At 51.8% G+C, this 23,379-nt stretch carries 15 protein-coding genes and 1 pseudogene; 3 read left to right on the top strand and 13 right to left on the bottom strand.

What is annotated here, in order from left to right:
* Positions 1-97 precede the first annotated feature (97 nt).
* The 9 genes from GC096_RS02420 to GC096_RS02380 all read right to left on the bottom strand — a co-directional run bounded on the left by GC096_RS02420 (position 98) and on the right by GC096_RS02380 (position 15,824).
* Positions 98-994: a carbohydrate ABC transporter permease gene (locus GC096_RS02420; RefSeq protein ID WP_171628709.1), complete on the bottom strand. Its 897-nt coding sequence runs from the start codon at positions 992-994 to the stop codon at positions 98-100.
* 13 nt (positions 995-1,007) lie between these two features.
* Positions 1,008-1,976: an ABC transporter permease gene (locus tag GC096_RS02415; protein ID WP_171628708.1), complete on the bottom strand. Its 969-nt coding sequence runs from the start codon at positions 1,974-1,976 to the stop codon at positions 1,008-1,010.
* Positions 1,977-2,441: 465 nt separating this feature from the next.
* Positions 2,442-7,031, bottom strand: a complete 4,590-nt coding sequence (locus GC096_RS02410) for a hemoblobin-interacting domain-containing protein (RefSeq protein WP_312886163.1) — start codon at positions 7,029-7,031, stop codon at positions 2,442-2,444.
* Positions 7,032-7,373: 342 nt separating this feature from the next.
* On the bottom strand, positions 7,374-8,912 hold the full coding sequence (locus GC096_RS02405; protein WP_171628706.1) for a response regulator: 1,539 nt from the start codon (positions 8,910-8,912) through the stop codon (positions 7,374-7,376).
* 18 nt (positions 8,913-8,930) lie between these two features.
* Positions 8,931-10,772, bottom strand: a complete 1,842-nt coding sequence (locus tag GC096_RS02400; RefSeq protein ID WP_171628705.1) for a cache domain-containing sensor histidine kinase — start codon at positions 10,770-10,772, stop codon at positions 8,931-8,933.
* Positions 10,773-10,984: 212 nt separating this feature from the next.
* Positions 10,985-11,791 (bottom strand): M55 family metallopeptidase, encoded by an 807-nt coding sequence (locus GC096_RS02395; protein ID WP_171628704.1) that lies wholly within the window; start codon positions 11,789-11,791, stop codon positions 10,985-10,987.
* Between the two features lie 17 nt (positions 11,792-11,808).
* Entirely contained in the window at positions 11,809-12,720 is a 912-nt protein-coding gene (locus tag GC096_RS02390; RefSeq protein WP_171628703.1) for a sugar phosphate isomerase/epimerase family protein, read from the bottom strand.
* A gap of 13 nt (positions 12,721-12,733) precedes the next feature.
* Positions 12,734-14,497 (bottom strand): exo-alpha-sialidase, encoded by a 1,764-nt coding sequence (locus GC096_RS02385; protein ID WP_171628702.1) that lies wholly within the window; start codon positions 14,495-14,497, stop codon positions 12,734-12,736.
* 76 nt (positions 14,498-14,573) lie between these two features.
* Complete coding sequence (locus tag GC096_RS02380) at positions 14,574-15,824, bottom strand: sialidase family protein (RefSeq protein ID WP_171628701.1); 1,251 nt, start codon at positions 15,822-15,824, stop codon at positions 14,574-14,576.
* Between the two features lie 252 nt (positions 15,825-16,076).
* Between GC096_RS02380 and GC096_RS02375 the strand changes: the two genes are divergently transcribed.
* Positions 16,077-17,009, top strand: a complete 933-nt coding sequence (locus tag GC096_RS02375; RefSeq protein ID WP_171628700.1) for an AraC family transcriptional regulator — start codon at positions 16,077-16,079, stop codon at positions 17,007-17,009.
* An 85-nt stretch (positions 17,010-17,094) separates the two neighbouring features.
* On the opposite strand, the gene GC096_RS02370 is transcribed toward GC096_RS02375, so the two are convergent.
* Together GC096_RS02370 and GC096_RS02365 are read right to left on the bottom strand one after the other, a co-directional pair.
* Positions 17,095-17,943 (bottom strand): NAD-dependent epimerase/dehydratase family protein, encoded by an 849-nt coding sequence (locus GC096_RS02370; protein ID WP_171628699.1) that lies wholly within the window; start codon positions 17,941-17,943, stop codon positions 17,095-17,097.
* A complete protein-coding gene (locus GC096_RS02365) occupies positions 17,940-18,908 on the bottom strand; it encodes a zinc-dependent alcohol dehydrogenase (protein ID WP_171628698.1) in 969 nt (322 codons plus the stop codon). Before GC096_RS02365 ends, GC096_RS02370 begins: the two co-directional genes overlap by 4 nt.
* Before the next feature lie 196 nt (positions 18,909-19,104).
* Between GC096_RS02365 and GC096_RS02360 the strand changes: the two genes are divergently transcribed.
* Positions 19,105-19,989 (top strand): helix-turn-helix domain-containing protein, encoded by an 885-nt coding sequence (locus tag GC096_RS02360; RefSeq protein WP_171628697.1) that lies wholly within the window; start codon positions 19,105-19,107, stop codon positions 19,987-19,989.
* Positions 19,990-20,019: 30 nt separating this feature from the next.
* Positions 20,020-20,304, top strand: a complete 285-nt coding sequence (locus tag GC096_RS02355; protein WP_171628696.1) for a hypothetical protein — start codon at positions 20,020-20,022, stop codon at positions 20,302-20,304.
* Positions 20,305-20,918: 614 nt separating this feature from the next.
* On the opposite strand, the pseudogene GC096_RS39475 reads toward GC096_RS02355, so the two are convergent.
* Positions 20,919-21,232, bottom strand: a pseudogene (locus tag GC096_RS39475) (cupin domain-containing protein); the annotation flags it as partial.
* Positions 21,233-21,961: 729 nt separating this feature from the next.
* Complete coding sequence (locus tag GC096_RS02345; RefSeq protein ID WP_171628695.1) at positions 21,962-23,377, bottom strand: alpha-L-fucosidase; 1,416 nt, start codon at positions 23,375-23,377, stop codon at positions 21,962-21,964.
* Between the last annotated feature and the right edge of the window lie 2 nt (positions 23,378-23,379).

Below are 23,379 nucleotides of genomic sequence, written 5' to 3'. Positions count from 1 at the left end.
CTCCTGAATCGTTTATACGAATGCTATAAAAATATAATTGTACACACTTGGAGCAACGCTGTTCCTTGCCTTAATACGATGCTCTGATTCGCTTATGTCAGCCCTTTACGGAACCAACAAGCACGCCTTGCACGAAAAATCTTTGCACAAACGGGTAAATAAGCACGATCGGGCCGATCGTCACGAAGATCGTCGCCATACGTATGCTGATCATCCGCCCTGCGCCAGCGACTGGATCAACCTCAAGCGTATTCGCCTGGTCGAGCGCTCCCTGGGACAGTACCTCGTTAGCGACGAGAATACGTCGGAGAATTATGGTCAGTGGCTGCATTTCCGGCGACGTTAAATACATGAGCGGGCCGAAGTAAGCATTCCACAGTCCGACCGAAGCGAACAACGCAATTGTTGCCAGAATAGCCTTGGAGAGCGGAATGACGATGCGGAGCAAAATTTGCCAATCGTTCGCACCGTCGATAAAAGCTGATTCATACAGCTCCTGCGGCATCGCCTGGAAATTAGTACGCAGTATAATAATGTTCCAGAAGCTAAATGCGGCCGGCAGCGTAATGGCCCACATCGTGTCGAGTAACCCGATGTTTTTAATGAGCATAAAACTAGGAATAAGGCCCCCGCTAAAGAACATCGTGAAGGTGAACAGTACAGACAGCGGTCGACGTGCCCGAAATCGGTTGATCGACAGTGGATACGCCGTGAGGCACCCGATCAGCAATACAAGAAACGTGCCGAGCAATGTATAACGAATACTATTCCAATATGCCAACACGATTTGGTTATCCCGCAAGACGGCCATGTAAGCCTCCCAGTTGATGCCCTGCGGCAGAAGCATTACCTTGAACAAGCCAACCGGCACAGGATTGCTTATCGAAATCGCGAACATATGCACAAACGGCAGAACGATCGACAGCGTCAGCAGCAGCAACGCAATAAAGTTAGCCGTATTGAACAGCCGGTTGGCGAATCCAGTATTTTTCACGTGCAGATTCCTCCTACCATAACGAATTTTGCTTCAGAGCGCGGCTGGCGCGATTGGTTACGTACAGAATAAGGAAGGCGGCGACACTGTTGAGCAAGCCGACAGCAGTAGCGTAGCTGAAATTGCGGTCAATGATCCCCCTGCGGTACACGTACGTCTGAATGACATCGCCCACCTCGTAGATCGCCGGATTGCTCATGAGGTACGCCTTCTCGAAGCCAACGTTAATTACATCACTGGCGTGCAAAATAAATAGGATCGTAATGGTCGGCAGCATGCCCGGCAAGCTGATGTGCCAGATACGGCGAAACCGATTCGCACCATCCATGTAGCTCGCCTCATATAGCTCGGGATCAATGCCGGTAAGAGCGGCCAGATACAGAATTGAGCCCCAACCGATGCCCTGCCAGATGCCGCTGCCGACGAACAACGTACGAAAGTACGACGATTCGTTGAAGAAGGCAATCGGCTCCATACCGAGCGACCCGAGTAGTAAATTGACCGGACCATTCGCGCCAAGCAGCTCCATCATCATCCCGACGACAACGACCATCGCGATAAAATGCGGCAGGTAACTAACGGATTGAAAAAACTTTTTCCACCACTTGCTTGTCAGCTCATTCAGCAATAGCGCCAGTAAAATCGGCGGCCAGAAGCCGAAAAGCAGACTATACAAGCCAAGCAGCAGCGTATTCTTGACGACCCGCACAGCATACGGATCAGCAAAGAAGCTCTGAAAATGCTTGAGACCGACCCACGGGCTGCCGTCAAATCCGAGAATAAGATCGTACTGCTTAAAAGCGATAATAATGCCGTACATCGGGATGTAATTGAACAACAAAAACCCGAGCACGCCAGGCAGCACCATTAAATACAAATTCCCGCTAAGTCGCAGTTCCCGCAGCCAGCCCACACCCCTCCGCCTCTCCAGCGGAGAAGTGAGTACAGCGGCCGCCCTGTTCTCTTCCAGTTTGTCGTTCATTTCGCTTCTGTTTCCTCCCTTTCTCCGATAACCCTCTCCTTCTAGGCGGCCGCCAATGCAGCTACGCTTCGTACATTTAGGTTCATTTCGGTTACGCTTACAGTTTTATTATATAAGCGCTTTCATTAGGGGGAAATAGACGAATCGAAGACGATTATGGATGAATAAAAGAAAAGCAATTTTGCATCTTTGACAGGAGTTACTCCATAATCTTCTCTTACTTCTCATTCCTTCACTTTGTCCCTCTCCAATAGTATCTACCTGGCAACTGTGGGGTTGGGGTTGGGGTTGGGGTTGGGGTTGGGGTTGGGGTTGGGGTTGGGGTTGGGGTTGGGGTTGGGGTTGGGGTTGGGGTTGGAGCTTGGAGGTTGGAGCTGGAGGTTAGAAGTTGGGGGCCTTGAGGGGCCCCCTGGATTCTTGTTCACTGTAAAAATAGAGACCGGAGCCTGCATGCGCGCCTATGCTTTACTCCGGCGCCCCTGCGGTCACCTTCACATTGTTCCAATAAATTTGCGTATTCACACCGGTCGTACTGCCACCGACCATGATCTTCGTAATATCGTCGGCCGTCTGACGGAAATTGCCCTGTGACACAACCTGCGTGCCATCCAGATACATATCCATCTTCTGCGTCTGCGGATTGACAACCAGACGCACCGCGTACCACTGATCCGACGCCAGCGGAGCAGCAACAACGGTCTGCGTACCGTCCAAATACCAGAAACCGGTCTGATCGGCAAGCAGGGACACAGCGTTAGCGCTGCCCTGCGACTGCACGTACACGGCAATACCGCCGCCCGTCGCCGGATTCGTGCCAAGATTAATGCGGAAATTAAAGTCGATCGTCACGGTACGTTTTTGCTTCACGAACTCCGCTGTCGCGCTTGGGAAGCTGCCACCTGTATTGTCATAGACGTTTAAGCTTTTGTCGGTAGCAGAAGGCAATTCGGAGATCTGAATATATGACCCGCCATCCAGCACTGGCTTATATGTCCAGTGCAACGGCACGTCCGTTTCGCCATAGCTGTCGAATGATTCGTCCAGCAGCACCGGATCGGCCAAGGTCACCTCGACCGCGAGGGTGCCTGTCACCGTCACGCCTCCAGCGGTAAACTGCGCCGTCACCGTCGTTTCCCCGACACTAACGGCACGGACGACGCCCTCCGCATTCACAGTGGCGACCGCCGGGTCGGAGCTGGTGAAGACGATATGCTCACCGGTAATTTCCGCTTCCGCAACCGTCCCGTTATCGTTGAACGACGCACTCACCGTCAAAGGTGCACTGGCATCAAGCACGAACGGTTCGGGCAAGCCACTAAGATTCACTTCCGTCAACTCACCTGGAGGCAGCGTCAGTCCGCCATAGTTTAACGCAAGTCCAGTTAAGGACGCAGTAAACGCTGAGGCTTGCTTGCCTGCGGCTGCAAAGCCTCCGCCGAGCGGCATGCGCATGGACAGCTCATGCGAGCCGAGCGACGCACCGTACGTAACGCCGTCAGCCGAATAATAAGCATGGTACCGACCACCTTCGCGCGCTAACTTCAAATAACCGGACGTGGCGCTTACATCAAGATTTACAGCGCCAACCTGGCCGTTGTCCTCATCGCGCCAGTAAAGTTTCCAGCCGCTGCCCTCTGCGTAAGCGGCCGCTACAAACTTGGCGTTGGAAGCAGACGTCTCGCGAACCATCAATCCTGACAAGGCACCAGACGTCTCGCTAGCGTTTGGCTCCAGCTTAACCGATAATTCGTAATTTTGCAGTGGTGTAGCATCAATATGGCGATAAACATAAGAGAATTGGTCCATCGAGCCGTTATCTCCCGTTACTGGGACATGCAGGCCACTCCCCTTGCTCGCGAGCTGGTACGTCACGCCGCTCACTGTAACGCCGCCGTCTCGCGTCGGGTTGCCGATCGCAAGCCCTGACCATGGCGCTTGCACCGCAAAGTCGTCTTCCGCCGTAAGCGATGCCGCAGTGCCGCTGCCGATGCGCAGGATGCCCCACTCGGCCAGCTCCGGCACCGTTAGCTCATGCTTGCCGCTTCCCGCGCTCGTCACCGCGAGTGGCAACGGGTCTTGACCCGGACGGTAGAGCACCGCCTGGAGCGAAGCGCCACCAAAGAAATCCGTATCCGTCAGTGTCACCTTCGCACCCGTAACAGATTCACCCTTACGGTTGAGCAGATGCACCGACTTCGGCGCATTGGCGTCTGCAGAGGAGCGAACGATCGCATACACCTGATCGACGACACTGACGCTCACTGCACTATGGTCGGCAAGCCATGCTGAGTCGATCGTCGGCACAGACACTACCTCAGCCTCTGTATCCGTAATGCGCTGCTGATCATCCGAGTCAAAGGACGACACCGGAGAATAAGCGATCAGCGTGTCCAGACCTTCCAGCGTCTGAGCTCGCAAATCATAGTGCGGCAGACTGTCGTTCGCCGTCACCGTACGGAACGGCACACCTGCCTTAAACAGCTTCATTGACAAGTCGGTCAGTGTATTGCCGTTCAATTCGTTCCATTTCAGCAGAATGCCCACCTTAGCCGGCGGCTCGTGCCCGTCGAACAAGAAGGGATATTGCCGGATAAAATGGAACATTTCCCCGTACTGCTCGACCGTTCCGAAATAGCGAGTCGAGCCTTCCAGCCACGCGTCCCACGGCACAAGCATATACTGGCCAAGGGCGTAGGCAGCGGCAAGCGATTGCCGAATATTCCCTACTTGAAACGGTAGCGGCGACATGATATGCGGTTTGCCGAGCCCGGAGGCAATCGTGCCGTTCGTCACAATATTGTTCAGACTCATCGCACCCTCGTTATGCTCACCCATGCCATAATCAAACAAATCGTGGATGAAATGCGTTTGAGTGCTGGCATCACGAATAAACGAAGCGTTATTCGAATATTCAATCGGCCGTCCGGCGTACGTCTCCATATCCTCTCGCATGCGGGTATGGAAGTTAATCGCTTCCTGCTTCATAAACGCACCGAAAATGCTGTCGAGCGGCGTAAGCGCCTTTTTCGTCATATAATCGGCATTGGTTTCCACATCCAGCGTCGTTTGCAAAAACGTCTTATAATTGAACGTCGCAATATTATCGATGCCAAAGCCGCTTAGCTCCGAAGTTGTATAGTGCTCCTGTAGGTAATCCCGGAATGCGGTCATGCAAGGCGCGCAGAAGTCGCCACCGAATTTGTAGGCATCCACGCTGCCCACCCAGTCATCAAATTGAAATGACGACGCACCAGCGTCAATGGCGCTTTTGGCCGTCGCCAGCACCTGGTTGTAATACACGGGGTCACTCATACTGCCCCAAGTTGCGCCCCAAGTCATCCACGGAGCGACAATGTCGGTGCCGTCATAATATTTGGCCCGACCTCCAGTGCCGTTGTTCATATTTAGCGACCCCTGGAAGCCGACACCGAGCCGGACGATATTCGAGATTTTATCCTGCTCCGTCAAATACGTCCACTTGTCATCCGTCGCCATAAAACGCTTTAGCACGTCCAGTGTGCCAAGCTGGCCGTCCTGGCCGTCTGTCCGCCACCAGCGGGAAGACAGGAAGACACTCGAATAGCTATCGAACGAATTCGTTTCTGTGCCAGGCGCAGGAGGAGCGACTGGCTGCTCCGCCTCAGGAAGCTCGGGCATTCCCTGATAAATGCGAACGTTGTCCAGATTGGCGATGCGCACATAGTTCGCTGCGTCACCGTAGTAAGCACCGCTTACCCGAAGCGAAGACAGATTAACCGTTCCGTCGTAACGGAATGGAATTGCGCTTTTCTTCAGTGTGCCGTCCACATAGACGTCATAAGTTACCGTCTCGGGATGAATGGCGATCGCCAGATTACGCCAAGCGTGAGTCGACAGAGAAGTCGCTACATCCGTAGTCGTCGTCGTTGTGCCGACCGTGTGGAACGATGTAATTTTGGTCGACAGCAGATTGAGCGCCACAGCGGTTTTGCCTGTTGTATCATTCACATAAAACAAGATATTTTCTTTACCCGCCGTCGCACCCTCCGGAAGCTGCACATCGGCCTGAATCGTAAACGTGCCGCTTTGCGCCGAGAACGTCTTCGTGATCCCCTGCGTATTTTGACGGCTAGCATCATAAATTTGCAGATAGCGATCGCCGTCGAGCTTCTCCTTTACCTTGACATACGAATCACCGGTCACCGACACGCCCCAGCCGGAAGGAGTCGAACCTAGCGCCATACTAGTGAACGTTTCTTCCAGCAGATCAGCATAAATGACCTGTTGTACCGTTGTGGTTAAATAACCGTCCGCTTGTACCGCGATGGTATATGTTTTGCCTTCCGGAAACAGCGATGCGTCCAGTGTTAACTTGCCGATAGAGGCTGCATACACCGAGGCAGCTACATTTGCATTATCGACGGTCACTTTCGTGATTGCCGCCCGCCAAGCCGCATCATCCGTGAACGTTAATTCGATCGGCTGACCAGGAACTGTTGACGTCGTATCGGGCGACAGCGCAGGCGACGTTAGCAGCCTTACATCACCTGTGTATATTTTTACCCCATCCAAATTGACCACGCGAACCGGGTTCGATGTCTCGTTGTAATACGCGCCCGTTACTTGCAAACGGCTGAGGCTCGTTACATCGTCATAACGGAACGAAACCCCGGTTGCTGCCAACGAACCATTCAAGTAAAAATCGAATGTCTTAGCGGATAAATCTGCCGACACGATGATATGCTGCCAAGACGACATGGCTAGCCCCTGCGCCAGCGTCGTACTGGTCGTCGTGCCGCCCACTGTGCGGTACGATAAGATACGGGTAGGCATAAGGTTCAATGCCACTCCCGCCTTGCCCGTCGAATCAAGCACATAGAACAGCACATTTTCTTTGCCGGACGTGCCGCCAGGCGGAAGCTGCACTAGTGCTTCAACGGTAACCCGTCCGGTTTGCGAGGCGAACGACTTTTGGATACCCTGCGTATTCTTTTGACTGGCATCGTAAATTTGCAAATAGTTGTTACCACTGCTCTCCTGCTTCACCTGCACATAAGAATCGCCAGTGGCCGACACGCCCCAACCCGACGGCGTCGAGCCAACCGTCATCGACTCGAACGATTCGTCCACTAACGGGGGGTCACCAGTCACGCCGTCCGCATAGGCGGCCTGTAAACCGAAGACCGGCAGCAGCATTGTCCAGACGAGCAGCCAGACCAATACCAGCCGAAGTTCCCTCTTGCGCTCCCCTCCCATTGTGAATCTTAGACGTTTACTGTTCAATCCATTGCACCTCCATGTAAAATGATATCGCTTACATGGCAAGTATACGCTTCGGATTTTCGCCTTGAGAATAGACGAATCCGAGAACGATATGGACAAATCGACGGCTTTTGCGATGATTCGGACAAAAAACGCTTATTTCATAAATTCCGAGGGCGATTGCCCGGTCACCTTTTTAAAAACACGGCTAAAATACAGCGAATCGGAGTAGCCAACCCGGTCGGCAATATCCTTTAGCAGCAGCTCTGGCGAGCTCGCCATCAGCGATTTGGCCTGCTGTACGCGCCATACCGTCACGTATTCGCCCGGCGTCACGCCGCGCGCCTTCTTGAACATAGCACTCAAATAATTCGGCACCAGCCCGAACTGACGAGACAACTGCTGAAGCGTAATCGGTGAAGCGTAATGCGCGCGCAGGTACTGCTCGATGCGGGTGACGTTTTCCTCCTGATGAGCGGATAAACGAGCTTCAAGCGACACGTCCTTGTCCTCACTCAGCTTCATCAGCTCCGCGAACAGGGAGGCAGCGCCTTCGCGCAGCTCGCCGTAATCCAGTGAGTGAGACAGGAGCGTGTCCAACTCCTGACTCGCGAGGATGAACGTCTCGTCGCGGAATGTTTGCCAATGCTCCTTCAAATCGTACAGCGTCTGCCTCAGCAGCATATCCACACGCAGCTGCGTCGCTGCCTCTGCCTCCCATATCTTCGTTAGCCGCTCCAACTCCGTGCGCACCGCCTCCGGTTGCCGGCGCACCACGGCCTGAGCTAACCGGCGGTAATCGTCGCGGGGCGCTTCCGTCCGCCCGCGCTCGGCCTGATGGCCGAAGCCCGAACGGCCGATGCCTGCCGCCAGCGGCAGCCGGCTGCGCAGCTCCTGGGCGACGCGACGGAGCTCGCCAAGTCCTTGCAGGCTGCCGGCGACAACCGTCAGCGGCATGCGCCGGCTAGCTGCATGCGCCAGCAGTGCATGCGACACGGCCTCCGCGTACGAAGAAGTATGGAGCTCCCCGCCGTTTCCCCCGACCAGCAGCAGCCGCTCGTTGGCGCGCTCGCCCTCAAGTACCCACCAGCCGAGCTGGCCTGGATTGGGCTCAGGCAAGCTCGACGTCCATGGCGCCGAGGCCCAGAACGCCTTGCCTGGGTGCAGCGCATCGTCCGGCGAGGCGCAGTACGGACCCGCACACCAAAGCGAAAGCGTATGCGATGTATAGCTTAAGCCCTCTGGAACTTTTTGCCCGGCCAGCGGTCCCCCTTGATCCACCGTCTCCTGAAGCCAAACGGCGTCGCGCCGCTGCTCGGCGTCGTGCAGCTTTGCCGCGACCCGCTCCAGAACCTCTCGCAGATCCTCCTCACGCAGCGGCTTCAGCAAATAATCCTCGGCATGGAGCCGGATCGCCCTTCGCGTATAATCGAAATCATCGTACGAGCTGACGATAACCGGAACCACATCGGCATATCGCCGCTTCATTTCAGCGATCAATTGCAAGCCATCCATGACCTGCATCCGAATATCGGTAAATAAGACATCCGGCCGCAATTCAGCTATCTTCTCCAGCGCCTCCTCGCCGTCATATGCCTCACCAACGACGCGGAAACGCGTATCAGTCGCCTCGATCCATCGACCAAGCGCTCTGCAAAAACGGATTTCATCGTCAACTACGAGTACCGTCGGCATCCTCCGTCCTCCTCCGTTTCATGTTTCTTCTCTCCTTGCACGCTCGCCGGACAAATCCGGTCTCAGCCAATGGATAAGCACGATTGCCCCGCCGTCAGGATCGTTGTCCAGACTGAATTCTAGCAGGCCACCCGCCTGATATTGCAGCCGCGAGTAGGTATTGTACAAGCCGCTTACGCCAAGCGCCTCCATGCCCACCTCGGAAACTTCGCCACGCCCGAAGCGTTCTAGCAGAGCCGAGGGAAAGCCCGCGCCATCATCCCGAATTTCTATCGCAACGCGGCCGTCCTCAAGCAACGCCCCACGGATGTCAATACGCCATGGATACCGTTTGGAAGCGAAACCGTGCTTAAAGCAATTTTCTACAAATGGCTGCAGCGACAGCTTGGGTAGACGAAGCTCCAGCATTTCTTGGGGAATGTCGATTGTAAATTGCAAATGCGCCTCATATCTAAATTTCATAATATTCAAATAATTTTTCGTATGTTGAATTTCATCTCGCAGCGTAACCGTCTGCTCTGCCGAATACGTCATGTAGCGGAACATATCCGCCAACATCGCTGTTAACTGCACAATCTCCCGGTTGCCTGCCTCTTGTCCGAGCACACCTATCAGAGAAAGTGTATTATACAAGAAATGCGGATGAATTTGTGCCTGGAGCGCAGTAAAATGCGCTTGCAACTCACGCGAGCGCGAAAGAATCGCTTCCTCTTTCGACGCTTCGAGGCGATCTAGCATTTTACGAAAAGAATGATGGAGATGATGGAGCTCGTTATGCGTATTGGTCGGGATGACACTCCCGATAGCCAGCCGCTCATGCGCGTCTGGAAGCGAATCGAGCTGAACCCTATTCATAGAGTCGCGCAGCTGACGCAGCGGTTTTACGAGCATTTTGGCGGAAAAATAGGAAGTTAGCATGGTTAGCACAATGACGATCAGACCTGTGGCCGCGAACAAATACCCCGCCTGGCGCTGCGGGCGCAGAAGCTCGCCCTCTGGTTGAACAATCATCACTGTCCAGCCCGAATACGGCGCCCGGGCATAAACAACAAGCTGTCGGGAGCGATCCGGCAATCGCACATACGTCTCTCCCTCCGAGGCTTTGCCTTGCGCCTGAAGCTCAGTTAGTACGTCCCTAACACGTGACAACCCAGATTCGGGTGAAAACGGATAGATCGTTTGGCCATCGCCGCCAGCAATGAGCACACGTTTACCACCCATCTGCGACTTAGCCGTCAACGTTTCAATGTAGTCGTACGGAAGTTGAATTTCAATCAACGCATTCGGCGCAGTCGCCTCGCCAAGCTTACGAATCACAGAGACAACCAGCTTGCCCGCGCTATCCCAGTCGTCGCGATGCGGCGGCAACAGCAGCCGATATTCGGACTTTTCAAACTGACGGAACCAATCGATTGTTTGCAGCCGATCTCGAACGGTCAATCGGTCGTAATAAGCGCCGGTAGCCAGAAATGCACCCGAACGACTTAGTATCGATACCCGGTGGAAAATTTGTGGATCGACGCCAACAATCGAGGAAATCGCTTCCTTCACCTTGTAGGCAGCCTCAGGTTGATCGTCAAAATACGTCTGCGCATTCGCCGTAAACGGAAGATAGTAGAAGGTATTGGCTATCGTCGGGTTAAATTTCATCTGCATGACGAGTCGATCCATTGTATAGATCGAATTGTCGAGCTGCTGCGCTAGGCTCTGCGATTCTCCGCGAAATGTATTAACCATCGATTCGATGTTTACCTTCTGATAATACCAATAGAACACGGAGAAAGCGCTAATAATAATACCGGCGATTAGCATGGAAAAGACGATAAACAGCTTCGTTTGAAAACTGATTCTGCGATTCATTCTTTACCTCGCGTCCTTCCGGCCAGGCCAGTAAAATGATAGCATATCCGAACGACAGGCGGCAGCGCACCGACGAAGGGCACGCTGCTCTGCTATGGTTTATAGTCTTTTGGCGTTGCTATGCTTTACATTTCAATTCGCTAAATTTGCTGTATTCCCTTCTCATGCTTCCTTATATTCCCTGAATTCCTGTCAGCTTCTAACTGGCGTGGTTACTCCGTTTTGGCGATTAAATACTGCTCCCACACCTCTAGTACTGATGCCCCGCGCAAAATCAACCGATTAGGTCCCTCAAAACATTCCGTCAGCCGAGACTGCAACCGGTTTAGCAGCTCTCCTGGCTTGAACTGCATATCCAGCTCAATCGGACCGTCGAGTCGGTACGGTTGCAGCCTGGCTGCAGCAGCCGCGCATCGAAGCGCGCCTTCCTTAAGCAGCGCAGCCGTCCTCTCTGGCGGCAGACAGGCCGCAGCCGTATCCCCGAGCGACTGCTTGACGCTGACAGTAATTGTACCCGGCAGCAACTCGGCAGTTTCCTTCGCTCCCTCCGAATCTGCTGTCACCATTACAAGCGGCACGCCAGCTTCGCCGGCCATCAGCGCTTCAAGACCAATCTCCCCGACAACAACTCCGTTGATGCTCATCGTACGAATGTCATGTTCATAGTTATGATTCAGTAGTGAACCCGGCATCTCTGCCCTTGCATGCAAGCCGAGCAAAATCATGCCGTCGAAGCTTTCATCGAGATACGACCGATTGCCTGGCGTATAATGTGGCTTGCCGCAAATTGCGGTCACGCGTGAGTCAAGCTTGTGCAGGTCAATATTCGTTCCGAAAAAATGAATATCGTACAGCACGACCTCATCGTCGGGTGTTTGCAGCAGACCGTCCAGTACAGCTAGCAAATCGTGCATAAGCATACCTCGGCCGAATTCATAATCCGCCGCACCCGGTACAACTTGTTTCATATTGACGACACCGGTGACGCCTTCCATATCCACGCGAATCATCCATTTCATCGCAGCTTCCCTCCAAGTTACATGGCTCTCCAGGCTTCTTCCAACTTATCCAAAAAGATGTCAACACTTTCCCGTTCGGTGCGGCCTGGATACGGGCGCATTTCTAGCGTCACAGTCTGTCTCTCATTTCCTGCTCCAAGATATCCGCATGCAAATAGCGCCTTCATAAACTCGACCAGCTCCGGTACGTCGTTCTCACCGCCCGGATAACCCCATGGCGGATGCATGTCGCCGTAAAGCGGATTAGCTGGATCATTTTTTACACAACTACCCAGATGCACGTGTCGGATGTACGAGCTCGAATCGGAAACTGCTTGCGCAAAAGTTTCTTCCATTAATGGCACATGCCCCATATCGATTAGAAGGCCGATATTAGGTATGCCCATCTCCTGAACACGTCGCACAACCTCGGCTGCCTCGCGGGTCGAGCCTATCAGCAAGTTTTTGCCGATTGAGCGGTCGAATGGCTCGATCATCAGGGTTAGATTAGGCACCGCAGCACATAGCTTCGCGACATAATCGACGAAGGCATCGGTCTGCTCCGCAATTTGTGCAGCAGATCCCGGGTTAGGGCCGCTTGCGATAACTGCTTTGCGAGCGCCTATCGCTTGGGCCCGCTGTAAATGAGACACTGCTGCCAGAACCGTCTCATTGCGAATGGTCTCATCTGGGCTGTTCGGGTTAAGCCGCGGTCCGTTCAACAGTGGGCAGTTATACACCGGAACACGGCCGCTGTCCCGCACCTGTCGTATCTGCTCAGCAGCGATATCCGCTTGGGCCGACACGAACAGATCGATAACCTCAAATTCCGGATATGCCAGCACTTCGGGCAGCGATAAGCGATGCACCTCCTCCGAATCGAAACTGGCTGGGAACAACAAATGATGGTTAATGCCAAGCTTAAAATAATCACGGTATGATTGCTGCATAATAGGCTCCTCTCTATCTCCCGGATTGGTAATTCCCAACCGCTTCCGACGTCAGCAGATAACGGTCGTAAAGGCGCAACGCTCCGACAGTTACCGACTGAGCGCCGCCGATGAGCGCCAGCTCACTGCCACTAACTTCACGCAATTGAGGCGAGAAGCGGCCCCAGCCGAACTGGCGCTGTGTGCCGCCATCACATAACTCGCCGTTGATTACCATCGTAATGATATGAGGACCTCCGTCGACGATGATTGCCGCATGATGCCAGCGGTTCGGCTGCAGCAACCCTTCGTCTGATTCCCAAGAACATTCCGAACGACCGTCGTTCATCGTCAGCCGAAGCGTTCCGCGCACCGTCAGTTCAATGGCAATCCCTCTGCCGTCCGCACCCCGCGTTTCGAGAAGCGGACCAGCTGCGCTGCGGCTTCCAGCCAGCAGCCACAGCTCTACCGTAAAGCTTCCGCCGTTCTGCAAGGACGGCAGCTTCGGCAGCTTCGGCAGCTTCGTCGGCGTACCGGCAAGCGCAGCGGCCTCAGCTTCGTAGAACAAACCACGCTTCGTTCGCTTGGCCGCTTTCAAATCATGCTGTCCCCACATGGCTTCTAGCAGCGCCCTGTCCAACTCATGAATGCGGGCAATTGTTTTTTGCGTTTCCGATATAAAGTACTCCCCTCCCTCTTCGATAAAATCGGGGTAGCTAATGCGAACCGCCGGATCGTCGTCGTACAGCACAATTTCCGGCTGCGACCAGTGAATGAAGCCATCCTTCTCAACACCGCCGCACATCCAGACCGGATTACGGTCGTTGTACGCCAGTGACGGTGTTCCTCGGTTATCCCGGCCGTGGTTATGGAACCACAGAATAAATTTGCCGTTGCTGAATTTACGCACGAAATTCGCTGCTCGTGGATGCTTGATCCTCCGCCCGCCAGGGCGGTATTCGGCATACTGCGAGGTCGTCCATGTATGCCCGCCGTCACGGCTGTAAGCATGCCCATTATGTCCCTCGACCGTGCGAAACGTGCAGTACAGACTGCCGTCAGCGAGACCCACCGGGTTGTGCTCGTCGGCCACTCGCCCGTGCGGTGCTCGAATACCGTAATCGCCATCCGGAAGCGTCTCCCATTCGATCCGGGAAGCATCGTGTTCCGTCCATATATTTTTACTTTTCATAAAAATACCTTCCGAGGATGCCATAAAGCCTTCTCCAAAGCTGCCTACCTTTGCCAATCCCATATATACCGCGTCGTGGTGAATGATTGGCTTGCCGACACCCCAAAAAAATTGCGGCTCCCCGCCGTACGGATTGTTGCGATCGATCGCCATAGACCGGATCGGCACCTTGTATCGCTCAGCCGACCAAGTGCGCCCATCGTCGTCGGAATACTTGAAGGTCAGATCTCCGAGCGTATCCACACGCGAAATCAGCTTACCAGAGTCGCTTATGACATCCTGACGATTATCGGTATTGTACGTATAGAACGCATAGATTCGCCCACCCCGCACCAGCAGCGGCATCACCCACGAAGCTTCGGGTCCATCTGCCGGCTCAATGTCAATCAGTTCAGACCACGTGTGTCCCTGGTCCCGGCTAATCGTCGAAACGACATGCTGTCCCCGCTCGCCTTCAACACCCTGGCCCGTGGTCATGACGCAAACCCACTCGCCCCGCTCCGTCACAACGATATAGGGCTGATCGCAATAAAATTCACACGGAATTTCCAACCCCCATTTAATATTTCTTGCATCACGCCACTCGCTGACCGTTTCCTCGTTCATAGCTCCGACTCCTTTGCGCAAGTATATTTCACCTTATACACCGTATGAATCAATTAAAATGAGTAATGATTCTTGTCTATAACTCTTCATCTGCCAACCAGGCATCCGGTATGTCTTTGCCAAGCAAAAAGTGTTTCCGGTCCGGATACCATAGCACGCGCCGTCCGCCCCATTCCGTCAGACTTGGATACGTAGCGATCTCACTCGTTCCCTTCGGTCCGAAAGTCACGCCGTCAGTGTCGAGAATTTGCCGTGGCTTCGAAAACCAGAGCGGCTGCTCCGCTTCAGGATGATATTCGCCCACAGCGATGAACGCTGGACGACGGTTATGCAGCGCATGCTGCGGCTTGTATTCGCCAAGGTGGCCGTCGTTATTGTGAAACACAAGAAGCACATTACCGTTTGCCAGCTGATATAACGGACAGGAGGCAATAGGCTGCTTAATCGGTTCGCCGCCATCACGGTAGCGCAGTATCTGTGGCTCTGACCAGCTTCCACCGTCGTCAGACGATACGCTGTACCAGATGTAGCCGGTAAAGGTACGCATCGCGCAGAAGATTCTTCCGTCTGGCAGCCGTATAATACCCGGCTCCTGCGCCACAGAAAGATGCGGCCTGTCCGGGAATGGCACGGCCAGCCCTTCGTTGTCATCGGGCAGCCACGTGATACGCAGCTCAGCCGGATCCGGCCCTTCGTCAAGGTTATCGAAACGCATAAACATTGCACGTGAATCCTTGCTGTACCATCCAAGCGGCGTTTCTGTCGCGTGAAAGGGGCTGCTCCACTGGGTATAGCCGACTATCCAGCGCCCCTTACTGTCTCGAATCGGCTTTTGCCAGACGATCCAGTTGCGTGGCACATTCGGATCCGGGTGATCGTATCGGTTCCGCTTCATCTGCACGTCCGCACCGGCCGTCCAAGTGTGCCCGTTGTCGTCAGAATAGACACAGCCCATCGTGCCCGATGTCTGCGTGTCAAGGTCGTGAACGCCCACATCTCTCGTGTAAAAGACGTAGATGCGCCCTTGCGCAGAGACGACGGGAAATCCCCAGCTCGCTTGGTCACCGCGAGCGCCGCGTTTCGTTCCAACGACATATTGCGGCTTGCTCCAGGTTACCAGATCTTGGCTGCGTGCCAGCACGAGATGATTGTCGCCATGCCCCTCGACCGAGCTTTGCGTCCAGAGCGCTAGAAGCTCATTGCCTTCTGGCGATTCAAATACGAGAAAATGCTCATTGTCGCCCGTATAGGCGTCCTCCTGCGGAATATAGACGACGATGTCGGGATGACTGCGCTTCCATTCTACGGTTTTATCGATAGCCGCCATAAAAGAATGGCCCTCCTTTGTTCACGGTGTTTTTGATTTGCAGCGTGCGTAAAAATTACGCCAGGTTCAATTTCGTTTGCGTTTCATAACGTTTCACACGCCGTCTTTATTACTTTGCCATACGTTAAGCTTATCAGGATGCGGCGCGAAGTGATGGTCTTTTTTTTGGGTTTTTTGCAAACAAAATTTAGGATTTGTAGTATACTGATCTCGCAACCGGCAGTCTGGCCGGTAAGCAGGGAGGCGAGCTTTATGCAAGCATCGTTTGAAACGGCCGAGGAACTGAGCGGCGAGGTTGAATTCATTTTCCGGGAATCTCCTGTTCTGCTTTATTACGAGCTCGATTCGATTGCGCCCTTTCCCGGCTTTCAGAGCCATGACGGCATAGAGATGTATTATATCGAACATGGACAAGGCAGGTATTTGGTCGGTGACCACGCCTACCCCTTGCAGGAAGGCACTCTCATGATGATCCAGCCTTTCACGCTGCATAAGGTGATGCAGACGGACATGAACCGAATGTTGTGCCGAAATGTACTGATGTGGAAGGAAGCGCTGCTGAGTGAGGGCTGGGAAGAGGATCTGCCGAACCCACTAAGTTTACTTAAGGGCGACTGCTGGAGGATGCAGTTCCACGGGCGCGAGCGCGAGCGGATCAGACAGCTATACGCAGTCATAAACGAGGAATTGACGGGACGCGGTCCTGGTTATGCGAGCGTCGTCCAAGGAGCCATCCGCGAACTTCTCATTCGCTGCTACCGGGCACACGAAGCATCTGCATTAAGCGGCGGCATAGCGGCACCCAACGATTTGCCAGAAGAAATTGCGTATTTGGTGCAATATATTGGTGCGAATTTCCAACACGAATTATCGCTGAATAAGCTAAGCAAGCTTGTCCATATGAATCCGTCGTATGTGAGTAGCATTTTTCATAAATACACCGGCACAACGCTCACTAAACTAATTACAGTTAAGCGCTTGCATCATGCCAAAAAGCTGCTTCGCGAGACGAAGCTGCCTGTAACAGATATCGCCTACCAATGCGGCTTTAACAATCATTCCTATTTCATTAAGTTATTTAAACGAATGGAGAATTGCTCACCGCTGCTTTATCGTCGCCAGCATCAGCAATTAGAGGCAGATAAGCAGTCGACGCTGGCTAGTGATTGGAATCTCACCAAGTAAATTAGCAACTCGTTTCATCTATTTTCTCCATATAAGGATCGCTCCCACCTTAAGGAAGATGAGAGCGATCCTTATCATTTCTAGCTCACGGCCGAGCCCTACGCACCGAACGGACCGGCTCGAAACCGAAGTCCTCTTTCATCCGCTCCATGCTATATATCGGCTTAAATTCATTACCCGGTTGCCTATAATAACTGAGATCAAGCTCTGTTCCACGTGCATGCAGCAATGTCTGCAATATCTCGGTCGCAGGTACGCTCGAGCTGATATCCGGACCGACCAGATTATAGCTGGTCGCTCTCGGCTTTGAAGGCTCTTCGATCACACGGACAATTCCTTCAATTACATCGCTGGCGTAAACTCGGCCTAGTAAGATGAAAGGAATATTCATCTGCGTACTCCCATCAACGTAAAGAGGCTCCCAGTCGTCCGGTACGACCGCACCTAAGCGTAGATTGACAAAGTCGGCGTCAGATGTCTTACGATGCAGATACCGATTCAAATCTTCCATCAACCATTTGCTCCATCCGTAGGCATCGGTCGCCAGACATTCATGGTTGTCCGGCATCGGCAGCGCCTGTGGCACGAAGTCTTTATCCAAACCGCCGACGGCCGCAATGGAACTTGCTGCGATGAATCTTCGGCATCCGCGGTCGAGCAGATAGCGATATAAGCGCCTCGTTCCCTGCACATTAACCGCCAAACTGTCCTCCTCGCTGCTGCCGCCAGTGACCGCTGCCAAATGCACAACGATATCGATGTTATATTCATCCAGCAATCTGAGATCCTCAAACCGGTCGAAGTTTCCCTTAATTGCGAAATCAACGCCAGTAAACTTGCTGCGGGACATGCCGATCAGTTGATGCCGTTCCGCCAAACGCTGGCACAATCGTTCACCGACAAATCCGGTTGCTCCAGTAACTAATATGTTCATAGGGGCTGCTCCCAACGAATGACGATTCCGTTATACTCATTGCGCTGCTTCGTGAAGAGCGTATTGTAAACACCCTCAGATTCATCCCAACTCACCTCGTGCGAAATCAACGGTAACATGTTGAGTGTGCCGGATTCCATAAGGCGGATGACACCCTCCCGTACGGGACGCTCACCAATGAAGCAGGGGAAAATGGCATTAAGCTGCTTGGAATGTGGCGTATTAAAATAAAAACTTGCACGATCAGGATACCAGCCAAGAAAGACAAACGTCCCCTTATTTCGAGTTGCCGACATCGTATCATCAAGCAGCGCTTCAAAACCTGACGATTCGGCCGTGATATCAACGCCATTCGGATAATGTTTCTTTAACTCGTCAAGCGCGTTTTCCTTGGAGGCGTCTATTGTCCAATCCGTACAGTATTCTTGCGAGCGCCTGATACGATCCGCGGAAATATCACTAGCGATGACATAGGCGCCACGCAGCCGAGCAATCATTGCTGCACACTGACCAATCAGCCCTTGTCCCGCAATATACACAACATCACCCATATTAACGCCAGCCATGTTCCACGCGTTCGCCGCAACCGATGGCTGCACAAACATGGAACAAACTTTAAGCGATTCAACCTTGCTTAGTTTATGAACCATCCATAGGCTTGCTTTGACATATTCAGCGTGAGCGCCGCTACAAAAAACGGTCACTAGGTCACCGATTTGATATTGTCCCACACCGTTCGCACCTACTTCTACTACGTGACCACTCGCTTGATATCCGTTAATAAACGGAGGATCTCCGTAATCTGATCTGCGTCCCTCGGCAATCCACATTTCCGTCCCTATGCTGACGCCCGAATAGACTGTTTTGATCACGATTGAGTTATCATCTGCCTCCGGACGCGGCATCTCAATCAGTTCCGCCCTTTTGCCTATTTCAGTAACAGCAAGTGCCTTCATTGTCAGCATATATGTTCTCCTCTACTCACGAATGGCTGGATACATAAGTGCAATTCCTTTCTACCGTTGCAAAGTCATGTGATTATACCCTAACCTTATTTCCATCGTAATCCCTTTTTCTATAACATCCCATGGTGTATATTAAGGAAAAGATGGTCGAATGTACGATCCTTGAGAGTCAACGTTTGGACTGGAGGCAACAGGTATGTTAGCGGAAGTCGTCTATCGTGGAGAAAATTTTTTTCGGGAAGGGGAAGCCTTCTGCATTATTCAATTTCCCGAAGCGGTCAAAGAGAAGAAACAGTCTCACTCTCACGACTTTGTCGAGATCTGTTATGTGTATTCTGGCTCTGGCTACCATACGATTGACAATAAACAATATCGGGTATCCAAGGGCGACTTGTTCTTAATCAATTATGATATTACTCATGCTTTTTACCGAGAAGCCGATGATGAGGAACTCGTGACCTATAATATTTTGTTCAAGCCTAGCTTCCTTGATGAATCTCTGCTCGCTTTCCATGATTTCTCAAGTTTGGCCCTATCTTACCTATTCAAAAATGAATGGGACGATCATTTAATACGTTCTGATTTGCGGCTCAGTGTTGCGGAACAACTGGACTTCGATCAATTGATTGAAAAGATGGATTATGAATACAACCAGCGCCAAGAGGGCTATAATGCGATCATCCGCGCCTATATGATTGAGCTGATCGTTAAAATCATGCGTGGTTTTAACCGCCGAAGCGAAGGTGATTATCAGCAGCAAAAGAAAGCCAGTGCCATCGAATCGGCTATTCGACACCTAAACGATAGTTACCATGAGCCTGTCAATCTCAGTGATCTAGCGCACAAAACGTTCATCAGCAAAAATTATTTTTGCCAATTGTTCAAAGAAGCCACAGGTATGACCCTGTCCCAATATACGCGTCAGATAAGGATTAATGAGGCCTGCAAGATGATCGCCACTACTAATAAAACATGGGTCCAAATCGCGCTAGAGGTTGGTTACTCCGACTATAAGGCCTTCTACGTTGCATTTAAGAAGCAAACAGGTGTTTCTCCAAACGAATACAAAAAAGGCTACTAGGATGTGGATTGGTCGCCGATCTAGAAGTCGGTGAGAGACGGATTTTACTGGGGTACAGTTGAATCGATTCTGGATCAATACCAATTTAATCAAGACTATCGGGATAAGATGATTCGTCTTGGCCAGAATCAAGTCCAAATGATTGGCGCGCTCGGACTGAACAATCCGCTCTATGACCAGAACAGCACACCGTATACGGACGAAGGGCGTACGGCATTTGCCAATTATATAGCCGGGGGTCCCGTTGTCGATCAGTACTGTTTCGACGACTCCTGCGGATGCCTTTTGAGCGAACATATTGAGGAGAAACAATAAAGTAAGAACTAGTCCGTAAAACCAAATCTTCTTGTTAATGGGCTTAACTTCCTTCATTTACGATTTCGTTATCCTCTCCTTTGTACAAAACATCAGTTCGGTTATCTCACCACCCTGGATAGCTCGCGCTTCTCCTTTCGGTACCTATCAAACTCAAATATAGCACCGTGTCGAAAAGGCAAGTAGGGTGAAAACTTCTCGGTTGGCATAACAAAACTCAGTCATTTCTTACTACTGATATGAAATTCTTTGTATCGATCTTTTTGGTTGAAATGCTGGAATGTTGCTTTTGTTGCTGCCCTACTGTGATGTAACCTGTCGTTTCTGACACCTATGCTATTACAACGTCTGATGATCTGTTAGCACCACCACCACACCCACCCACTACTTCAGAACTTTATTTGTCACTTCAAAACTTTATTGTCTACTTCAAAACTTATTTGTCACCCGATATTGTTGTTGGGTGACAAATAAGTTTTGAAGTGCAAGAAGCCAGCAAACACAAGGGTTTGCTGGCTTTTCTTATAAAAGTGATTTACAAATTAAGTTTTGAAGTGGTGATTTGGACAAAAAAGCTGAATTATAAATAAGTTTTGAAGTACTTTTTACAAACCTTAATAGTCAAACCTTACTTGAATGGCTGTATGTATCATTGCTGTAGTAGGTGAAGCTCCATGCCAGTGTTACTCGCCCGGCGGAAACCAAACCACGTCACCGAGATTAATTTCCTCAATTTGGCCTCCCCAACGTTGAACCCTTCCTTGGCCTGCCGTTACAATAAGTGTTTGCCCTAGTGGATATGTATGCCGTGCTGTCCTTGTATCTGGCTCAGACGTTACGCTAGCTCCAGCTACGCAGGATCCGCAGCTTCAAACAATGGATCGATGCGAACCGTGCCTGTAAAATAGTCAGATGTTCCTTTTCCTGAATTTAAAGATTAACAATATCCTATGCGCTCCTGATTTTTAAAATCGGCTGGAAATGAGTTATAGAATACTGAAGTGCTTTAACAGTGTTTCTTTATCAAGTTGAATAGCAAAAGTACAGTGTGGATACCAATTTCGAGGTGAATAATATTCAAATGCAGTCTTCTGGTATTCTTTTAAATCGTTGATTCATTTTTTTGTGACTACATCAAATTGAACTAAGAACTCTTCAATGTAAAGCTCAGAATATACACCCATACCTATATGTGGTCTAAGTTCTGCAATATCAGCCATATTCGATGTAATATGATTCTTTATTTGCAGTGATTACACTATCCTCCCGTTAGCGGAATGTCTCCTCGCGAATCTTTCCATTTTTGATCTTCAAGTATCGGCTTATCACCGCGGTAATTGGTGCTATGAAATAAATGGGTATGCAGCTGTCCGATAACTCTAAAAAAGTCCGCGGTTTTCGCGGACCTCATTCGGATATCGTATAATGACTCATGTTGTTTAACAATTGGAAATCCCCTGTCGGTGGATGGTATGCTCACTACATTTCGACAAGGGGGTTAAATCCTTTAAAAATTCTACGCTCACTTTGCAGTCTCCGAAGCATTCCTCCGTTCAACCCCAACGCTGAAGCAACTGGCTGATTTTCTCTTCGACGGTCAAAAACGAGAGAAAATGGGCTGCCCGTTTTTCAGCTTAAAGCAAAGGAATTTTATTGCTTACTTTGCCTCCTCGCCCTTCTGCATACGGAAAACATGGGCGATCGGAGCCTGCCCGTTCAATTCGCAATCCGGAAGCGTGATCGAGACTCCTTCCGGCGTACGCTCAACCTGCAGCAAGGCGTCGCTTCCGACAAGCTCGATGCTAGAAACGGGCTCCTGATAAGGAATATGAACGACCTTGGAGACGGCTTCATCTGCGCTTTCATACAAGTACGTACAGTACACGGTATTTCCTTTCGAGGTGAACGCACAGGAACCGGCAAAATACGGCCCGCACACGCGTGTGTCGTATACCGCTTCGCCGTAAACCTTCATCCATGCGCCCAATTCCTTGATGCTCTTGACCGCTCCGGCCGGCAAACGTCCGTCGGGCTGAGGACCTACGTTCAGCGCCAAATTGCCGCCTTTTGATACGACTTCCATCAGAATGCGAACGATCTCCCTCCCCGATTTATACTGGTCATCGTATTTGAAGGCCCACTGTGTGCCGATCGTAATGCAGCTTTCCCACGGCACGTTTAGCGGACGCTGCGGAATCGTTTGCTCTGGCGTCACATAATTTTCGTAAGGCCCACCGACTGTACGGTCCGCGGACAGCAGCCACGGCTGCGTTTGACGGGCGCGCTCGACGACCTCACCCAACCGAATGTCCTGCCTAACCTGGTCACTATCTTTTACCCAGCCCGCATCCAGCCACAAAATATCGATCCGGCCGTAACGGGTCATCAGCTCCATGATTTGCTCATGGGTGAAATCGACGAATTGTTCCCAAAGCCACGGATATTCCTCGGGAGAGTATGAAGGCCCTCTCCACGTATCGCGGCTCCGCTCCATTCCTTGCGCCCAGTAATACGGCGAATGCCAATCCGCCTTCGAGAAATAAGCAGCGATCGCAAGCCCCTTGCTGCGGAAAGCGTCAAAAACATGATTGCAAATGTCGGCATAGCGGTGTGCATGAAACGGTGTTTCGGAGCCGGTAATCCGGTAGTTCGTCGTATGTGTGTCCCACATGCAAAATCCATCGTGATGCTTTGTCGTAAAAATCAAATATTTGAATCCGCCTTCGGCGGCGATTTCTGCCCATAGCTCCGGCTGGAAGCGAAACGGATTGAACGTGCGGTTCAGACCGAAATATTCGCGCTTCATCTCTTCGTAGTCGCTCGTCCAGTCGACATCTTTACGTGCCCAATCACCGTCTTCGTCGCTGAGAATCCATGACTCGACCTCGATCTGCGAATAAGGTCCCCAATGCATCATTAGGGCCAATTTCTGATCCTTGAACCATTCCAATCTTTCCAGTGTAATAGGATTTTCCGGTTTCACCCAATTCGTCTCGTTGCTGTAACCGTGGATGCCTTCTTTCACTTCCTGCGCTTCTGCTTGCTGAAATTCCTTGATTTCCATAGCATTCATCG

Source organism: Paenibacillus plantarum, from assembly GCF_013141695.1.
GTDB lineage: Bacteria > Bacillota > Bacilli > Paenibacillales > NBRC-103111 > Paenibacillus_E > Paenibacillus_E plantarum.
The sequence above is the reverse complement of the archived record's forward strand: the minus strand, read 5'-3'. Positions and strand labels throughout refer to the sequence as shown.

Excerpts from the sequence above, each read along its gene's own strand:
- GC096_RS02395 (WP_171628704.1), bottom strand. The coding sequence starts at position 11,791 with ATGAAATGGATGATTCGCGTGGATATGGAAGGCGTCACCGGTGTCGTC.
- GC096_RS02400 (WP_171628705.1), bottom strand. The coding sequence starts at position 10,772 with ATGAATCGCAGAATCAGTTTTCAAACGAAGCTGTTTATCGTCTTTTCC.
- GC096_RS02385 (WP_171628702.1), bottom strand. The coding sequence starts at position 14,497 with ATGAACGAGGAAACGGTCAGCGAGTGGCGTGATGCAAGAAATATTAAA.
- GC096_RS02370 (WP_171628699.1), bottom strand. The coding sequence starts at position 17,943 with ATGAACATATTAGTTACTGGAGCAACCGGATTTGTCGGTGAACGATTG.
- GC096_RS02360 (WP_171628697.1), top strand. The coding sequence starts at position 19,105 with ATGTTAGCGGAAGTCGTCTATCGTGGAGAAAATTTTTTTCGGGAAGGG.
- GC096_RS02380 (WP_171628701.1), bottom strand. The coding sequence starts at position 15,824 with ATGGCGGCTATCGATAAAACCGTAGAATGGAAGCGCAGTCATCCCGAC.
- GC096_RS02365 (WP_171628698.1), bottom strand. The coding sequence starts at position 18,908 with ATGCTGACAATGAAGGCACTTGCTGTTACTGAAATAGGCAAAAGGGCG.
- GC096_RS02390 (WP_171628703.1), bottom strand. The coding sequence starts at position 12,720 with ATGCAGCAATCATACCGTGATTATTTTAAGCTTGGCATTAACCATCAT.
- GC096_RS02415 (WP_171628708.1), bottom strand. The coding sequence starts at position 1,976 with ATGAACGACAAACTGGAAGAGAACAGGGCGGCCGCTGTACTCACTTCT.
- GC096_RS02345 (WP_171628695.1), bottom strand. The coding sequence starts at position 23,377 with ATGAATGCTATGGAAATCAAGGAATTTCAGCAAGCAGAAGCGCAGGAA.
- GC096_RS02375 (WP_171628700.1), top strand. The coding sequence starts at position 16,077 with ATGCAAGCATCGTTTGAAACGGCCGAGGAACTGAGCGGCGAGGTTGAA.
- GC096_RS02405 (WP_171628706.1), bottom strand. The coding sequence starts at position 8,912 with ATGCCGACGGTACTCGTAGTTGACGATGAAATCCGTTTTTGCAGAGCG.